We start from the raw sequence: 17,395 nt of genomic DNA on the forward strand, positions 1-17,395 counted from the left end.
CTAGGATCGCGTCCATGTCCTTCCTTGCCCTCACCCCGTTGCGCAGTCGCTGCGCACGCCATGCGCTCCCGACGCATGGCCGGGTCAGGTTGCTCCGCCCGGCCTGAGGCCTGCGCCACTTTTTTCGAGTCGCGTGCTTCAGGCACAGAAGCGCAGCAACCGTCCCTTTACAGCGTCTGCCTGCCGTTCCCTCCTTGCGAGGGGGTGGCCGCTTTTTCGTACCTGTTTTATTCAAAGAAATCATTCCATGTCCACCGACATCCATTCCGAACTGCATGCCGAGCTCGCCGAGCGAACGAAGCACCTGCAGACCGTCGCCCGATCGCTGAAGGAAGAACTCTTCGGTATCGACGACATCATCGATCGCGTGATCGAATCGCTGCGCGCCTGGTATGTGCTGCCGCAGCTCATCAGCCGTCCCGTCATCGTCTGTCTCTGGGGCCTGACCGGCACCGGCAAGACGCAGCTGGTGCGCAAGCTCGCCCAGCACCTGGGCTTCTACGACCGCTTCATCGAAGTGCAGATGGACGGCTTCAGCCACGGCTCGGGCCACCACAGCCGCGGCTCGATCTCGGCCATGCTGGCCGAGTCGGGCATCGTCGAGGGCACGCCGGGCATCCTGGTGCTCGACGAGTTCCAGCGCTTTCGCACCGTGGACGGCAACGGCCACGACGCCAAGGTCGAGCGCTACCAGGACGTGTGGGCGCTGCTGTCCGACGGCCGCCTGCCGCCGGCGCTCTCGATGCTCGGCGAGATCGAATCCTCGCTCGCCTACGCCGAATACGAGCAGGACCGCGACGGCCCCGCCGACAAGAAGAAGCTCAAGAAGCGCAAGCTGCACCTCTCGCCCTGGGAGGCGCGCGAAGTCAAGCGCTGCCTGAAGCTGCCCGAGACCCTGCTGCAGATCATGGCGTGGAAGCCCGCCGAGGTGCATGCGCGCCTGCGCGCCTTCCGCGACACGCAGCAGAACTGGGAAACCGACTACAGCAAGCTGCTGGTGTTCGTCTCGGGCAACCTGGACGAGATGTACGCCGAGACCGCCCAGCGCGTCGAAGACTGTGACACCGATGCCGACATCTTCCATGCGCTGACGAAGAAGCTCTCGGTCATCGACGTGAAGAAGGCGCTCGCCAATCGTTTTCGTCCCGAGCAGATCGCGCGCCTGGGCAACAACCATGTGATCTACCCGTCGTTCAACCGCGCCACCTACGTGCAGCTGATCCTGTCGATCTGCGACCGCTATGTAAGCGAGATCCAGGAAAGCTCCGGCGTGCGCTTCGTGCTCGACGCGGGCGTGTACGAGCAGATCTATGCCAACGCCGTGTTTCCGGCCCAGGGCACGCGTCCGTTGTTCTCCTCGATCCACGCGATCCTGAGTGCGACGCTGGTCAACGCGGCGCTGTGGGCGCTGGAGCGCGGCGCGGACAGCGGCGAGCCGGTGTGGCTCTCGCTCGACGCGAGCGTGCCCTGCATCGTGGCGAAGTACCGCAAGGCGCGCAGCCAGTTCCCGGTTGTGCTGGAGCTCAACCGCCTCAAGCAACGTTCGAGCGAGGACTTCCGCGCCCTGCTCGCGGTGCACGAGGCCGGCCACGGCGTGATCTACGGCGTGCTCTTCGGCCGCGCGCCGCAGGAGATCAAGATCAACGTGGCCTCGTTCGAGGGCGGCTACAACAGCTATGAGCAGCGCAAGACCTGGTCCAAGGAGAACCTGCGCGACCGCATCTGCGTGAGCCTGGCGGGCCGCGCCGCCGAGCAGATGGTGTTCGGCGGCGAGGCCTGCACCTCGGGCGCCTCGCAGGACTTCATGCAGGCCACGGCCAACGCGGCGCAGTACGTGCGCCACTACGCCTTCGGCTCGCGTCTGAGTCGCACCGACGTCGCGAACGACGCCGACGACAACCTGAACACCGACCTCGAGGCGACGAACCCGGAGATCGAGGCGCTGCTCGTGCAGGAGCACGCACGCGCGCTCGCATTGCTCGAAACGCACACCGCCGCGCTGATGGCGGTGGTCGATGCACTGATGCGCGAAGGCTCCATCGCCCCGGCCGAACTGGCCGCCATGCTCGACCTGCCGGTCACCCCGGCGAGCGAGTCGACCGACGCCTATGCGGCACTGCTCGCGACCTTCCGCGCCCGCAAGGCGGACGTGCTGCAGCCGGCGGCCGGCCGAGGCCGCGGCGCGGGTCCGCCCGCCGCGGCGGCCCGCGTACTGCGCGCATTGGCCTGAGCCATACGAAATCGCTTCCAAGAATGCACAATCACGCCCCATGTCCACCGTCTTCAATTTCACCTTCGTGCCCTGGTTCCGCTCGGTCGCGCCCTACATCCACACGCATCGCGGTAAGACTTTCGTGGTCGGGCTCGCGGGCGAAGCGATCGCGGCGGGCAAGCTGCAGAACATCGCGCAAGACCTGGCGCTGATCCAGAGCATGGGCGTGAAGATCGTGCTGGTGCACGGCTTCCGTCCGCAGGTCAACGAGCAACTGGCCGCCAAGGGCCACGAGGCGCAGTACTCGCATGGCATCCGCATCACCGATGCGGTGGCGCTCGACTCGGCCCAGGAAGCCGCCGGCCAGCTGCGCTACGAGATCGAGGCGGCCTTCAGCCAGGGCCTGCCGAACACGCCGATGGCCGGCTCGACGGTGCGGGTGATCTCGGGCAACTTCATCACCGCGCGCCCCGTGGGCGTGGTCGACGGCGTGGACTTCAAGCACTCGGGCCTCGTGCGCAAGGTCGATGCGGCCGGCATCCGCCGCACGCTCGATTTCGGCGCGATGGTGCTCATGTCGCCCTTCGGCTTCTCGCCGACCGGCGAGGCTTTCAACCTCACGATGGAAGAAGTCGCTACCAGCGTGGCCATCTCGATCCAGGCCGACAAGCTGATCTTTCTGACCGAGATCCCGGGCATCCGCATGGACAGTGAGTTGCCCGAGAGCGAAGACAACCCGATCGACACCGAACTGCCGCTGGACGCCGCCGAGAAGCTGCTCGCCTCCCTCCCCCCGGCGCAAAAACCCACCGACACCGCCTTCTACCTGCAGCACTGCGTGAAGGCCTGCAAGGCCGGCGTGGAGCGCAACCACATCCTGCCGTTCGCGCTCGACGGGTCGCTGCTGCTGGAGGTGTACGTGCACGACGGCGTCGGCACCATGGTGATCGACGAAAAACTCGAAAGCCTGCGCGAAGCCACCGTGGACGACATCGGCGGCATCCTGCAACTCATCGAGCCGTTCGAGCGCGACGGCACGCTGGTCAAGCGCGACCGCACCGAGATCGAGCGCGACGTGGGCCACTACACCGTGATCGAGCACGACGGCGTGATCTTCGGCTGCGCCGCGCTCTACCCGTACCCCGAGGCGAAGACCGCCGAGATGGCGGCGCTGACCGTCTCGCCGCTGTCGCAGTCGCAGGGCGACGGCGAACGCATCCTCAAGCGCATCGAGCACCGCGCCAAGTCGATGGGCCTCGAAAGCATCTTCGTGCTCACCACGCGCACGATGCACTGGTTCCTCAAGCGCGGGTTCCAGCAGGTCAACCCCGACTGGCTGCCCGAAGCCCGCAAGCGCAAATACAACTGGGACCGCAAGAGCATGGTCCTGGTCAAGAAGATCTAGCCTGACAACCTCCAGAAGAAGACACCACGATGACGCTCGCTACCGCCCTGCTGTTCGCCATCGTGGCCTTCGCGGCCATCGCCACGCCCGGCCCCACCGTGCTGCTGGCGCTCAGCAACGGCTCGCGCCACGGCGTGCGCCGGGCCCTGCCGGGCATGCTCGGCGCGGTGCTGTCGGACTTCGTGCTGGTCGGCGCTGTGGCACTCGGGCTCGGCGCGCTGCTGGCGGCGTCGGAGTTCTGGTTCTCGATGCTCAAGTGGGTCGGCGCGGTCTACCTGGCCTGGCTCGGGCTGCGCATGTTGCGCTCCAAGGGCGGCTTCCAGCTGCCGGATGCCGACGCCGCAGCCACGGTCACTGCGGGCGAAAGCCGGCGCATCTTCTTCAAGTCTTTTCTCGTGGCGGTGACCAACCCCAAGGGCTACATCTTCTGCTCGGCGCTCCTGCCGCAGTTCATCGACCCGACGGCCGCGCAGGCGCCGCAATACCTGGTCATTTCGCTGATCTTCGCGGGCCTGGACATGGTGGTGATGCTGGCCTACGCCTTCGTCGGCGCCCGCGCGATCCGACTCCTGACGATTTCGGCCACGCGCTGGATCGACCGCGCCTGCGGCGGCATGCTGCTGGCACTGGCGGGCTCGCTCGCCTTCTACCGGCGCAGCGCCGCCTGAAGCCTCGACCGCTGTCCTCAGGCAGCGGCGCCCCTCCCCCACGATGTTTCGCGCGAGCCGTGCCACGGCTTGCCTTTGCTGTTTTCTTAACGGAGGAAAAGAAGAATGAAGTACCAGACCCTTTTTGGAGCCACCCTCGTCGCCATTTCGGCGCTCCTCGCAGGTTGCGGCGACAAGGCGGACAAGACCTCGCAGCCCCAGGTCACCGCCAAGCAGTCCAGCAACGAGCAGCAGCTCATCGAGAAATACAACATCTACGTCGACGTTTCCAACAGCCTGAGCACCTCGTTCCAGGAAGCGTGCGAGAACTACGTCGAGAACCAGGTTCCGCTGCTAAAGGCCAAGGCGCCGCTGACCAGCCTGCGCATCCAGAACGACATCCTCGTGGACCGCTCGGCCAAGAAGCTGGACGCGGCCGTTGCCATCGCCGCCCCGCTGCCCGAGATCGACGAATCGGCCAAGGTGTTCTCGGCCGCGCTCAAGGTGCTGTCGCCCCTGAGCCGCGAGTTGAACGACTACGCCAACTCCAAGGGCTACCTCGCCGACAACGGTGACAAGGCACGCCAGATGAACAAGGACTACCTGGCCGCGCTCACCACCGTTGCCGAGGCCGAAGCGGCCTTCGACAAGGGCCTGAGCGCCCGCGACCAGGCGCTCACCAAGGAAGCCTTCGAGAAGGCGCCCAAGGACACGGCCGCTTACTACCGCGCCGGCCTGATCTATCACGGCAAGTTGAACCACGCCGATGCCATGACGCTGTTCGCGGCGCCCAACGATCCGAAGGCGCTCGCCGCCTTCGAAGCCTCGCTGGCGTTGGTGGCCGACTCGGCTGCAGGCTGGAGCAAGAAGATGGCCGAGCAGTCGACCCAGAGCGGCAAGAGCTGCAGCGGCGGCATGCTGCAGATCAACGAGTTCATCGGCCAGTCGCGCTCGATGGTCAAGGACATCAAGGACGGCGTGTTCGCCCGCAAGGAAACCGGCGCGATGGCCAGGATGCCGGCGCACATGCGCAGCTCCAGCATCGTCAACTCGGCCAACCGCTACAACCAGAACTTCGCCAACATGATCGGGCAGTTCAACCATCCGCTCTGCTGAGGCGGTTCAAGCCGCGGTCAGGCCCCGATGTCGACAACGATGCGGCCGCGGGCCTTGCCCGATTCGACGGCCTCATGGGCGGACGTGGCCTCGCCCAGCGTGAAGCGGCGCGCGTCCATCAGCGGCACGAGCTGCCCGGCTTCGGCCAGCCGCGCCGCTGCTTCCAGGATCTCGCCGTGGTGTGCGCGGCCGCGGCCCAGGATCATCGGCATCAGCGTGAATACGCCCGAATAAGTGGCCGCACGGAACGACAGCGGTGCCAGCTTGTGCGTGCCCCAGCCAAGGCAACTGACGACGTGGCCGCCGTAGCGGCGGGCGGCGGCGAACGACGCGTCGAGCACAGCGCCGCCAACCGTGTCGTAGACCACGTCGAAGCCTTCGCCGGCAGTGTGCTGCGCGACATAGTCTTCCACCGATGTCGTCGTGAAATCGATCGGCGTCGCGCCGAAGCGCCGGATGGTTTCGGCCTGCTCCGGCGTGCCGGTCGCGAACACCTCGGCGCCCAGCGAACGCGCCAGCTGCACCGCCATGTGACCGACCCCGCCCGCGCCGCCGTGCACCAGCACCGTCTGCCCGGCTTGCGTCTTCGCTCGGTCCACGAGCCCTTCATATGCGGTGATGAACACCAGCGGCATCGCTGCCGCCTCGCGCATGCCAAGGTCGTGCGGCTTGAGCGCAATCAGGTCCGCATCGACGGCTGCGTATTCAGCCAGCGTGCCTTGCAGGCCGCCGATGCCGCCGGCCATGCCGTAGACCTCGTCGCCGCGCTTGAATCTGGTCACGCCCGGTCCGACCGCTTCGACCACACCGGCCAGGTCCATGCCCAGCACTGAGGGCAGCGGCTGCTGTGCGTGCGCGGCCTGCCCGGCGCGAATCTTGGTATCGAGCGGGTTCACGCCACTCGCGTGGATGCGCACCAGCACCTCGTTGCGGCCGGCCGCGGGACGCGTGAGTTCGGCATTGCGAAAGGGTTGGCCAGCGGCGTCGGGCACGGCGGCGTGCATGGTCGAGGGAGAGGCTGTCATTGGGAAATCCTTGGGTCGTGAATGAATGGATCGATTCTTCGATCAACACAACTGCAAGTAAATTGACAAAACTGCAGGCGTATCATTCATAAATGAATGACACCCCCATGGAATGGAGCGACGTCAGGGTTTTCCTGGCCATTGCCCGTACCGGCACGCTGATGGCCGCGGCCCGGCAGATCGGCCTGTCGCAGCCGACCATGGGCCGGCGGCTGAAGGCGCTGGAGGCCAGCCTCTCGCTCACGCTCTTCCAGCGCACGAGCGACGGCTTCGTGCTCACCGCCGAGGGCGAATCGGTGCTCGGCCACGCAGAGCGCATGGAAGAACAGGCGCTCGCCTTCCAGCGCGAACTCGAAGGCAGCGAGCAGCAGTTGGAGGGCTCGCTGCGCGTGTCGTCCTCGGACTGGTTCGGCGTGTACGTGCTCTCGCCGATGCTGGCGGGGTTCATTCGCCAGCACCCAGGCGTGAGCGTCGAACTGCTGACCGACACGCGGCTCCTGAACCTCGCGCGGCGCGAAGCCGACCTCGTCTTCCGCATCCAGCCCTTCGACGAGCCCTACATCCTCCAGCGCAAGCTGATGCACATGGACTACGCGGTGTTCGCGGCGGAAGGGCAAAAGGCACCAAAAGCTGGCGACGGCACCGGCACCGCACTCGTCACGCTCGACACCGCCTATCGCGATTTCCCCGATGTCGTCTGGCTGCGCCGCATGCTGCCCAACGCCCGCGTCGCCTTCGCAAGCAACAGCCGCGAAGTGCAGGCCCGGCTCTGCGCCGCCGGCACTGGCCTCGCGGTGCTGCCTGTCGCGCTGGGCGACCAGACGCCCGGCCTGCGGCGCATGGACCTCGGCGAAGCGCCGCCCGGGCGCGATGTCTGGCTCGGCTACCACCGCGACCTGCGGCGGCTGGCGCGGCTTCGAGCGCTCATCGACTGCACGATCGGCGCCCTGGCGTCGTGAAGCCGACACCCCCGTCGCCGATAATCCAGCCCATGAATCCCTTGCTTTCCAGGTTGCAGCCGTACCCCTTCGAGCGGCTGAAGCAACTGTTCGCGGGCGTCACGCCCGTTCCCGAATACGCCCCCATCAGCCTCGGCATCGGCGAACCCAAGCACGCCACGCCGGACTTCATCAAGGAAGCACTGAGCGCGAGCCTCGGCGCGCTGGCCGCCTACCCCGCCACCGCCGGCGACCTGAAACTGCGCACCGCCTTCACCGACTGGCTCCAGACCCGCTACAGCCTCGCGCTCGATCCGGCGACCCAGGTGCTGCCGGTCAACGGCTCGCGCGAGGCGCTGTTCTCGCTGGCGCAAACGGTGATCGATGCCACCGTTTCGCCGCAGCCGGTGGTGCTGTCGCCCAATCCGTTCTATCAAATCTACGAGGGCGCAGCCCTCCTCTCGGGCGCCGAGCCGTACTACGTGCCGAGCGTGCCATCGCGCAATTTCGCGGTCGACTGGGACAGCGTGCCCGACGACATCTGGGCCCGCACCCAGCTCGTGTTCGTCTGCTCCCCGGGCAACCCGACCGGCGCGGTGATGGCGCTGGACGAATGGCAGAAGCTCTTTGCGCTTTCCGACCGCCACGGCTTCGTGATCGCGGCCGACGAGTGCTACAGCGAGATCTACTTCCGCGACGAGCCCCCGCTCAGCGGCCTTGAAGCGTCGGTGAAGCTGGGCCGGCCCGACTTCAGGAACCTGATCGCCCTCACTTCCCTTTCGAAGCGCAGCAACGTGCCGGGCCTGCGCAGCGGCTTCGTGGCGGGCGACGCGGCCATCATCAAGAAGTTTCTGCTCTACCGCACCTACCACGGCAGCGCCATGAGCGGCACCGTGGCCGCCGCCAGCATCGCGGCCTGGGGCGACGAGGCGCATGTGGTCGAGAACCGCGCCAAGTACCGCGCCAAGTTCGCCGCCGTCACCCCGCTGCTCGAACCCGTGCTCGACGTGCGCCTGCCCGACGCCAGTTTCTACCTCTGGGCCGGCGTGCCCGAAGTGTGGGCTGGCGACGACGAAGCCTTCGCCCGCGCGCTCTACGCTCAATACAATGTCACGGTTCTGCCGGGGAGCTATCTGGCGCGAAACACGACGCATAGCGCCAACCCTGGCCGGGGCCGCATTCGCATGGCCCTGGTGGCCGAAACGGCCGAGTGCGTGGAAGCCGCCGGGCGCATCGTCCGCTTCGTGCAAGACGGCCGGCACTGACGCACCGCTTCCCAAGGCTCCTGGCCCCGATTTTTCACCCGAGACCCTCTCCATGACCCAGCAACTGCAACAAATCATCGACGCCGCGTGGGAAGACCGCGCCAACATCTCGTCCTCCGCCGCCTCCGCCGAAGTGCGCGACGCCGTCGAGCACGTGATCACCGAGCTCAACAACGGCAAGCTGCGCGTGGCCACGCGCGAAAGCGTCGGCAAGTGGACGGTGCACCAGTGGATCAAGAAGGCCGTGCTGCTGTCGTTCCGCCTGAAGGACAACGAACAGATCCAGGCCGGCTCGCTCGGCTTCTACGACAAGGTGCCGACGAAGTTCTCGCACCTGTCGGCCGGCGAGCTGAAGGAATCGGGCGTGCGCATCGTGCCGCCGGCCGTGGCCCGCCGCGGCAGCTACATCGCCAAGGGCGCGATCCTGATGCCCTCGTACGTGAACATCGGCGCCTACGTGGGCGAAGGCACCATGGTCGACACCTGGGCCACCGTGGGTTCGTGCGCGCAGATCGGCGCCAACGTGCACCTGTCGGGCGGCGTCGGCATCGGCGGCGTGCTCGAACCGCTGCAGGCCGGCCCGACCATCATCGAGGACAACTGCTTCATCGGCGCGCGCTCCGAAGTGGTCGAAGGCGTGGTGATCGAAGAAAACTCGGTGCTCGGCATGGGCGTGTACATCGGCCAGAGCACCCCGATCTTCAACCGCGACACCGGCGAGACCTCCTTCGGCCGCGTGCCCTCCGGCAGCGTCGTCATCAGCGGCAACCTGCCCAAGAAGACCAAGTCGGGCCAGGACTACAGCACCTACGCCGCGATCATCGTCAAGACGGTCGATGCGCAGACGCGCTCCAAGACCAGCCTGAACGACCTGCTGCGCGACTGAACGAGCCCCCTGCTTTTGTCCCGTTAGAAAACAACAGAACCGAGGAGAGAGACCGATGAACATGATGGAGCGAATTCTTCGTTTGATGGCCGAGCGCAAGGCCTCCGACATCTACCTCTCGGCTCACTCCCCGGTGATGATCCGCATCAACGGCATCTGCGTGCCGATCAATGCGCAGGTCCTGCCCGCGACGGCGCCGCTCGCGCTGCTGTCCGAGGTGGTGCCCGAGGCCCGCATCCAGGAGCTGGAGAACACGGGCGAACTGAACATGGCCGTCGCCCTGGAAGGCGCCGGCAACTACCGCATCAGCGCCATGCGCCAGCGCGGCACCTATGCGGTGGTGGTGCGGCACATCGCCTCGGTCATCCCGAGCTTTGCCGACCTGAACCTGCCCGACATCCTGAAGACGCTGATCATGGACAAGCGCGGGCTGATCCTGATGGTCGGCGCGACCGGCGCGGGCAAGACCACCACCCTGGCCTCGATGCTCGACTACCGCAACGAGAACGCCAGCGGCCACATCCTCACGGTGGAAGAGCCGATCGAGTTCACCTACACGAACAAGAAATCGCTTGTGAACCAGCGTGACGTGGGCAGCGACACCACCTCGCTGCACGTCGCGCTCAAGAACGCGCTGCGCCAGGCGCCCGACGTGATCCAGATCGGCGAAATCCGCGACCGCGAGACCATGACGGCCGCCATCGCCTACGCGCAGTCGGGCCACCTCTGCGTGGCCACGCTGCACGCCAACAACAGCTACCGCGCGCTGAACCGCATCCTGAGCTTCTTCCCGGTGGAAGTGCGCCCCACGCTGCTGGGCGACCTGGGCGGCGCGCTGCGCGCCATCGTGTCGCAGCGGCTCCTGCGCACGCCGGCCGGCGCGCGCGTGCCGGCGCTCGAAGTCATGCTGAACACCGCGCTCGTGGCCGACCTGATCGAAAAGGGCGACTTCTCCGCCGTGAAGGAGGCCATGCAGCAGTCGATGGCCGAAGGCTCGCAGACCTTCGAGGAAGACATCGCCCGCCTCATCATCGAGGAGCGCGTGACGCGCGAAGAGGGCCTGGCCCACTCCGACTCGCCCACCAACCTGCTGTGGCGCCTGCAAAACCGCGCGGCGCCCAAGCAGCAGGTCGACGACCGCCACCTGACCGACCAGGTCGACGAACCGACCTTTACCGACATCACGCTCGACGTGAAGTTCTGAACGAACCTTTTTCCCGATGTCCCGCACGCTCCAGCTCGCCGAACAACTCATCTCGCGCCCCTCGGTCACCCCTGACGACGCGGGCTGCCAACAGATCCTCGGCGAACGGCTGGCGCAACTGGGCTTCGCGCTCGAAACCATCGAGAGCGGGCCCGCCGACTTCCGCGTGACCAACCTCTGGGCGGTGCGCCGCCCGGCCAACGCCGCGGGCAGCAAGACGCTGGTGTTCGCCGGCCACACCGACGTGGTGCCCACCGGCCCGGTCGAGCAGTGGACCAGCCACCCGTTCACGCCCACGCACCGCGACGGCAAGTTGTACGGCCGCGGCGCCTGCGACATGAAGACCTCGGTGGCTGCGTTCGTCGTGTCCATCGAAGAATTCCTGCAGGCCACGCCCGACCCCAGGCTCACGCTGGCCCTGCTGCTCACGAGCGATGAAGAGGGCCCGGGCGTCGACGGCACCGTGGTCGTCTGCAACGCGCTGGCCGCGCGCGGCGAGGTCATCGACTACTGCATCGTCGGCGAGCCCACGGCCGTGGAGCGCTGCGGCGACATGATCAAGAACGGCCGCCGCGGCACCATGAGCGGCAAGCTCACGGTCAAGGGCGTGCAGGGCCACATCGCCTACCCGCACCTGGCGAAGAACCCGGTGCATGCGGTGGCGCCTGCGCTGGCTGATCTGGTGGCCATCAACACGGCCGGCGGCTGGGACGCGGGCAACGACTATTTCCAGCCGACCAGCTGGCAGATCAGCAATTTCCATTCGGGCACGGGCGCGAGCAACGTGATTCCGGGCAATGCGGTGATCGACTTCAACTTCCGCTTCTCGACCGAATCGACCCCCGAATCGCTGCAGCAGCGCGTGCATGCGGTGCTCGATGCGCACGGCGTGGACTACACGCTCGCCTGGACGGTCGGCGGCCTGCCCTTTTTGACCACGCCCGGCGAACTCGTCACCTCGGTGCAGGCGGCGATTGCCGACGAGACCGGCATCACCACCGAACTCTCGACCAGCGGCGGCACGAGCGATGCACGCTTCATCGCCAAGATCTGCAAGCAGGTGGTCGAGCTCGGCCCGGTCAATGCCAGCATCCACAAGATCGACGAGCACATCGACGTGGCCGAGATCGAGACGCTGAAGAACATCTACAAGCGCACGCTCGACAGGCTCGAAGCCTCGCTCGCTCGATGAGCACCGTCATCGAACTCATCGAAGCCGGCGCGAAGCGGCTGGAAGAAGCCGGCGTCGCCTTCGGGCACGGCACGGCCAACGCCTTCGACGAAGCCGCATGGCTGGTGCTGTGGCGCCTGAAGCTGCCCCTGGACGACATCGACACGGTCGCCGACACCGCCGTCTCGCCGGCCGATGCCGGCAAGGTCGCGGCGCTGCTCGACGAACGCATCGCCACGCGCAAGCCCGCCGCCTACCTCACGAAAGAAGCCTGGCTGCAAGGCGTGCCCTTCTACGTGGACGAACGTGCCATCGTGCCGCGCAGCTTCATTGCCGAATTGATCGCCGACGGCAGCATCGACTACTGGCTCGGCGAGCACACCAAGCACGTGCTCGACCTGTGCACCGGCAACGGCAGCCTGGCCGTGCTCGCGGCGCTGACGTACCCGGACGTGACCGTGGACGCCGCCGACCTCTCGGTCGAGGCGCTGGAGGTCGCGGCAATCAATGTCACCCGGCACGAACTCGATGCACGCGTGAAGCTGGTCGAATCCGATGGCCTGGCCAACCTGCCCGGCCCGTACGACCTGGTGCTCTGCAATCCGCCCTATGTGAACAGCGCCAGCATGGCCGCCCTGCCCGCCGAATACCGGGCCGAGCCCGAACTGGCGCTGGCCGGCGGCACTGACGGCATGGACTTCATCCGCAAGCTGTTCGCCGACGCGCCCGCGCGCATGAGCGAGCAGGCGGTGCTGGTGCTGGAAATCGGCAACGAGCGCGATTACTTCGAAGCGGCATTCCCGCAGCTCGAGGTGGTGTGGCTCGAAACCTCGGCGGGCGAGGACCAGGTCCTGCTCGTGACCCGGACCGCCCTCCTGGCCGGTGCCGGCGCGCGTTAGCTGCGCCCGCCAAGCCCCTTTTCGCCGATTTGTCGCAGCGTTGGCTGCGGTCCCCTTCATCGGGTGATGTCCCCCTTTGCCCCTTCGCGCCAGGACGCCCCGGGCCGGACGGGATAATCGCCCCTACGGTTCCTATTTCATGATTACTCTCAAAAACGTCATTCTTCGCCGCAGCGCCAAGAAACTGCTCGACGGCGCCACCGTCACCATCAACCCCGGTGAAAAGGTCGGCCTCGTCGGACGCAACGGCGCGGGCAAGTCGACGCTGTTCGCGCTCTTCAACGGCTCGCTGCACGAAGACGGCGGCGATTTCTACGTGCCCAAGCAATGGCGCATGGCCCAGGTGGCGCAGGACATGCCCGAAACCGAGGAGTCGGCCACCGACTTCGTGGTGGGCGGCGACACCCGCCTGGCCGAGTTGCGCGCCACGCTCGCGGCCATCGAGGCCGCCTACGCCGAGAACCCCGACGACGCCGACATCGGCATGGAACTGGCCCACGCCTACACCGACCTGGCCGATGCCGGCGAGCACGACGCCGTGCCGCGCGCACAGGCGCTGATCCTCGGCCTGGGCTTCAAGTCGCACGAGCTCGACGGCCCCGTCAACAGCTTCTCTGGCGGCTGGCGCATGCGCCTGCAGCTGGCCCGCGCGCTGATGTGCCCGAGCGACCTGCTCCTGCTCGACGAACCGACGAACCACCTGGACCTGGATGCCCTGGTGTGGCTCGAAGCCTGGCTGCAGAAATACGCCGGCACCATGATCGTCATCAGCCACGACCGCGAGTTCCTCGACGCCGTGACCGACGTCACCCTGCACATCGCCAATGCCCAGCTCACGCGCTACGGCGGCAACTACAGCAAGTTCGAGGACATGCGCGCGCTGCAGATGGAGCAGCAGCAGGTCGCGTTCTCCAAGCAGCAGGACAAGATCGCCCACCTGCAGAAGTTCATCGACCGCTTCAAGGCCAAGGCCAGCAAGGCCAAGCAGGCGCAGAGCCGGGTCAAGGCGCTGGAGCGCATGGAACGGGTCGCACCGCTGCTGGCCGAAGCCGACTTCACCTTCGAGTTCAAGGAGCCGGGCAACATTCCCAACCCGATGCTCTCGATCGCCAATGCGAGCTTCGGCTACGAGATCGAGGACGAAGCGCCCAAGACCATCCTGCGCGGGGTGAGCCGCTCGGTGCTGGCGGGCCAGCGCATCGGCATCCTGGGCGCCAACGGCCAGGGCAAGTCGACGCTGGTGAAGACCATCGCGCGCGAAATGGGCGCGCTGGCCGGCGAGGTCACCGAGGGCAAGGGCCTGAACATCGGCTATTTCGCGCAGCAGGAACTCGACGTGCTGCGCCCGCAGGACAACCCGCTGGAGCACATGGTGCGCATGGCCCGCGAACTGGGCAGCGCCGTCAAGGAAAGCACCGGCGAGCAGGCGCTGCGCGGGTTCCTCGGCAGCTTCAATTTCAGCGGCGACATGGTCAAGCAGCCCGTAGGCACCATGAGCGGTGGCGAAAAAGCCCGCCTCGTGCTCGCGATGATGGTCTGGCAGCGCCCCAACCTCTTGCTGCTGGACGAGCCCACCAACCACCTGGACCTGGCCACCCGCGAAGCCCTGGCCGTGGCGCTCAACGAGTTCGAAGGCACGCTGATGCTGGTGAGCCACGACCGTGCGCTGCTGCGCTCGGTGTGCGACGAGTTCTGGCTCGTGGGCCGTGGTGTCGTCGCCGACTTCGACGGCGACCTGGACGACTACCAGCGCTACCTGCTGGACGAAGCCAAGCGCCTGCGCGAAGAGGCCAAGATCGCGGTGCGCGAGGCGGAAAGCGCAGTGGCCGCGGCTGCGGCGGCAGCCACTGCCGCCAAGCCCAACGCGCAGGAGCGCCAGCAACGCAGCGACCAGGCCAAGCCGATCAAGCGCGAAATTGCCCAGATCGATGAACGCCTGGCCGCGGCCGGCGTCGAACGGGCTGCGCTGGAGGCCCGCCTCGGCGAGCCCCTCGCGCCGGCCGAAATCGCCGACGCAGGCAAGCGGCTGAAGGCCCTGAACGACGAAATCGCCAAGCTCGAAGAGCGCTGGCTGGCCCTCTCGGACCAGTTGGAGGCGCTGACAGCCTGAACGCACCGGCCTCAATGGCCTCACCAAGGAGACACGCCGCATGCCGTCCGCGATCGAACTGGCCCATGGTGACGAAAAGCTCATCGCGGCCATCCACCGCAGCCGGCGGCTGATCGGCCGCAAGGCCCTGATGGCGGCGGCCGCCAGCGCGATCCCGCTACCCGGCATCGACTGGGCCGCCGATGCGGCGCTGCTCTCGCGGCTGGTGCCCCAGATCAGCGCCGAATTCGGGCTCTCGGTCACCCAGGTCGAAAAGCTTGCGCCGCACCAGCGCGAGCGCATCCAGAAAGCCGCCACCACCGTCGGTGCGCTGCTGGTCGGCCGGCTCGTCACGCGCGACTTGCTGATCAAGCTGGCCAAGCATGCGGGTGTGCGCCTGACGGCCAAGCAGGCCACCAAGTACGTGCCCATCGCGGGGCAGATCGTCTCCGCGGCGCTCGGCTATGCGGCCCTGCGCGCCCTTGGGGAGCAGCACATCAAGGACTGTGTGCGGGTCAGCGCCACACTCGGTCTAGCGCCTCCCGCACAGCACGTGCCCGTTGGCGCCTAGCGCCGTCGAGCAGCACGCACGCGGTCCAGGCGGCCCCGGACAGGCCGAACGCGGCCATGCCGATCGCCGCGGGGGTGCCTGTCAGGACCCCGTAGAACAGCGCAGCCATGGACAGCAGCGCCAACAGCGCGCACAGTGCGCAGTCGAGCCCGAGGCCCGGCGACACAGGACGGCGCACCGCTCAGTCGTTGATGCGGGGCCAGTGGAACGCAGTCGGCGCCGGAGCCAGCTCGGTGGCTTGCAGCTTCACCTGATGTTCGTAGGCGATCAGCAGCGCCACGTAGTGGCGCGACATGACATCGCGCACCCGTCCGAGGCCGATCTTGCTGACCGTGGGTTGTGGGATCCCGGTGCGTTCCTGGATCTGCTTTTGCGTGAGGCCCATGGCCCGCAACGCCTGCACCAACTCGCGTGGCTTCATTGAAAACTCCCATTTTTATTTTTTCCATTCTATTTATAATATTCATTCAAGCTTAAATCTCCACCCATGGAGACTATTGCCAAACGTGCGAAGGCGGCACGCGAATACGCCAACATGACCCAGAAAGAAGCCGAAGCGGCTTCGGGCGTGAAACAGGCAAGCATCTCGAAGATCGAGCGCGGGGACACCACCCGCACCATGAGCCTGCTCGCCCTGGCGCGCGTCTACCGCGCCGATCCCAACTGGCTGGACACCGGCGACGGCCCAGCGCCGTGGGACCCCATCCAGATCCGCCGGGCGCAGCACCAGGCCAACGAGCCCGCGGCCATCTACCGTGTCGTGCGCGTGCCGCCGGAACTGCCGTACTTCGCCCCCGGAACGCCCGACACGGTGCCACTCATTTCCTGGTCGCAGGCCGCCAACTGGGACGTCGCGGGCAAGCACACGGCCGACCGCTGGATTCCCTGCATCGCGCACCACAGCCCCGACAAGACCTACGCGCTGCGGGTGGAAGGCGACAGCATGGTCGCGGCGAGCGGCGCGTTGAAGAGCTATCCCGAAGGCTCGATCATCTTTGTCGACACCAACCTCCGGATCCCCGCCGACGGCGAGCGCGTCATTGCCCTCGTCACGGAGAGCAACAAGCTCACGTTCAAGGAATTCAAGGAGCAGGACGGCCCGCGCTGGCTGCTACCGCTCAACCCGAAGCACGAGCCGATCCGCACCGCCTTCGTCGTGCTCGGCACCGTCATCGGCAAGTGGGAAGACGAAGACTGATCAGCGCAGGCGCGGCGGCGGCACGTGGGGCTCGAGCGCCCAATTCGCCATGGCCTTCTCCGCATCGCGAGCGCGACGCAGGTTGATCTTCTTCGCGGCGAGTTGCGCCGACACCTCGAGCTTCTTCAGATCGCGCTGCGCCAACTGCTCGTTGGGCGCAAAGCTGAAGCAGCAAAGCGTGCCGTAGATGCGGCCGTCGTCGAGCACGATGGGCGTGCTCAGGTGGGCGCCAATCGAAAAATCGGTGGGCGGCAGCTCGTCGAAATTCGGCAGCGCGCCCACGTTCTGCACGAGCCTCGGCAGCCGGCCATCGATCACGCGCTGGCAGAACGATTCCTCGAGCGGCGACGATTGCTCCGGCTCGATCACCCGCGCCTCGGGCTTCGTCTCGACGCGGCGGAATACGCGGCGGCCATCGCAGAACTCCGAGACAAAGACCACGTCCATCCGCAGGTGATCGAGCACCATGCGCAGAACCTCCGTCACCGAAGCGTCGATGAGATCGTCGGTGCCATCGGGCGTGGCCACCAGCAGTTCGGAAACGCGGACTTCGAGCGCGTCCGGCGCGTAGTCGGGATCGTAGAAAACCATGCGGCCAATTTTATTTTTCTGGCGCGCGATGGCGCAAGCGCTACGGCAAGGTCAGGTTGCTTTCAGTTTCGCCGCGCATAGTGAGGTCTCTCCCGTGGCCTGCATCCTCTCTGATCCTCCCTCCTCCAGCAGGTCACCTTCCAGCCCGCCTCGTGCGGGCTGTTTTTTTTGGCGCTGC

The 17,395-nt window shown here is 66.7% G+C and carries 16 protein-coding genes; 13 read left to right on the plus strand and 3 right to left on the minus strand.

Annotated elements, in window-relative coordinates:
- Positions 1-247 precede the first annotated feature (247 nt).
- The 4 genes from GNX71_RS17710 to GNX71_RS17725 all read left to right on the plus strand — a co-directional run bounded on the left by GNX71_RS17710 (position 248) and on the right by GNX71_RS17725 (position 5,380).
- Positions 248-2,230 (plus strand): AAA family ATPase, encoded by a 1,983-nt coding sequence (locus tag GNX71_RS17710; protein ID WP_206173531.1) that lies wholly within the window; start codon positions 248-250, stop codon positions 2,228-2,230.
- 40 nt (positions 2,231-2,270) lie between these two features.
- On the plus strand, positions 2,271-3,617 hold the full coding sequence (gene argA / locus GNX71_RS17715) for an amino-acid N-acetyltransferase (protein WP_206173532.1): 1,347 nt from the start codon (positions 2,271-2,273) through the stop codon (positions 3,615-3,617).
- Between the two features lie 29 nt (positions 3,618-3,646).
- On the plus strand, positions 3,647-4,285 hold the full coding sequence (locus GNX71_RS17720; RefSeq protein WP_206173533.1) for a LysE family translocator: 639 nt from the start codon (positions 3,647-3,649) through the stop codon (positions 4,283-4,285).
- 105 nt (positions 4,286-4,390) lie between these two features.
- Positions 4,391-5,380: a DUF3829 domain-containing protein gene (locus GNX71_RS17725; RefSeq protein WP_206173534.1), complete on the plus strand. Its 990-nt coding sequence runs from the start codon at positions 4,391-4,393 to the stop codon at positions 5,378-5,380.
- 17 nt (positions 5,381-5,397) lie between these two features.
- Here the strand turns inward: GNX71_RS17725 and GNX71_RS17730 are convergent, their stop codons facing one another.
- Entirely contained in the window at positions 5,398-6,405 is a 1,008-nt protein-coding gene (locus tag GNX71_RS17730; RefSeq protein WP_206173535.1) for a zinc-dependent alcohol dehydrogenase family protein, read from the minus strand.
- Between the two features lie 92 nt (positions 6,406-6,497).
- Between GNX71_RS17730 and GNX71_RS17735 the strand changes: the two genes are divergently transcribed.
- From GNX71_RS17735 to GNX71_RS17770, 8 genes are all read left to right on the plus strand, one after another.
- Positions 6,498-7,364 carry a LysR family transcriptional regulator gene (locus GNX71_RS17735; protein ID WP_206173536.1) on the plus strand — a complete coding sequence of 289 codons (867 nt, stop codon included), beginning with the start codon at positions 6,498-6,500 and terminating at the stop codon, positions 7,362-7,364.
- A 32-nt stretch (positions 7,365-7,396) separates the two neighbouring features.
- Positions 7,397-8,608 carry a succinyldiaminopimelate transaminase gene (dapC, locus tag GNX71_RS17740; protein WP_206173537.1) on the plus strand — a complete coding sequence of 404 codons (1,212 nt, stop codon included), beginning with the start codon at positions 7,397-7,399 and terminating at the stop codon, positions 8,606-8,608.
- A 52-nt stretch (positions 8,609-8,660) separates the two neighbouring features.
- Positions 8,661-9,494: a 2,3,4,5-tetrahydropyridine-2,6-dicarboxylate N-succinyltransferase gene (dapD, locus tag GNX71_RS17745; protein ID WP_042579770.1), complete on the plus strand. Its 834-nt coding sequence runs from the start codon at positions 8,661-8,663 to the stop codon at positions 9,492-9,494.
- Between the two features lie 55 nt (positions 9,495-9,549).
- Positions 9,550-10,698, plus strand: a complete 1,149-nt coding sequence (locus GNX71_RS17750; protein ID WP_013541234.1) for a PilT/PilU family type 4a pilus ATPase — start codon at positions 9,550-9,552, stop codon at positions 10,696-10,698.
- A gap of 16 nt (positions 10,699-10,714) precedes the next feature.
- Positions 10,715-11,890 carry a succinyl-diaminopimelate desuccinylase gene (gene dapE / locus GNX71_RS17755; protein WP_206173538.1) on the plus strand — a complete coding sequence of 392 codons (1,176 nt, stop codon included), beginning with the start codon at positions 10,715-10,717 and terminating at the stop codon, positions 11,888-11,890.
- On the plus strand, positions 11,887-12,768 hold the full coding sequence (prmB, locus tag GNX71_RS17760) for a 50S ribosomal protein L3 N(5)-glutamine methyltransferase (RefSeq protein ID WP_206173539.1): 882 nt from the start codon (positions 11,887-11,889) through the stop codon (positions 12,766-12,768). The genes dapE and prmB overlap by 4 nt, the downstream gene beginning before the upstream one ends.
- Positions 12,769-12,907: 139 nt before the next feature.
- Positions 12,908-14,878, plus strand: coding sequence for an ATP-binding cassette domain-containing protein (locus tag GNX71_RS17765; protein ID WP_206173540.1), 1,971 nt, complete (start codon positions 12,908-12,910; stop codon positions 14,876-14,878).
- A gap of 40 nt (positions 14,879-14,918) precedes the next feature.
- On the plus strand, positions 14,919-15,428 hold the full coding sequence (locus tag GNX71_RS17770) for a hypothetical protein (protein WP_206173541.1): 510 nt from the start codon (positions 14,919-14,921) through the stop codon (positions 15,426-15,428).
- A gap of 181 nt (positions 15,429-15,609) precedes the next feature.
- Here GNX71_RS17770 and GNX71_RS17775 read toward each other — a convergent pair whose 3' ends face one another.
- Complete coding sequence (locus GNX71_RS17775) at positions 15,610-15,849, minus strand: helix-turn-helix domain-containing protein (protein ID WP_206173542.1); 240 nt, start codon at positions 15,847-15,849, stop codon at positions 15,610-15,612.
- 66 nt (positions 15,850-15,915) lie between these two features.
- On the opposite strand from GNX71_RS17775, the gene GNX71_RS17780 reads away from it, so the two are divergent.
- Entirely contained in the window at positions 15,916-16,626 is a 711-nt protein-coding gene (locus tag GNX71_RS17780) for an XRE family transcriptional regulator (RefSeq protein ID WP_206173543.1), read from the plus strand.
- Here GNX71_RS17780 and GNX71_RS17785 read toward each other — a convergent pair whose 3' ends face one another.
- A complete protein-coding gene (locus GNX71_RS17785) occupies positions 16,627-17,217 on the minus strand; it encodes a GAF domain-containing protein (protein ID WP_206173544.1) in 591 nt (196 codons plus the stop codon).
- Between the last annotated feature and the right edge of the window lie 178 nt (positions 17,218-17,395).

The organism is Variovorax sp. RKNM96 (genome assembly GCF_017161115.1).
Classification (GTDB): Bacteria; Pseudomonadota; Gammaproteobacteria; order Burkholderiales; family Burkholderiaceae_C; genus Variovorax.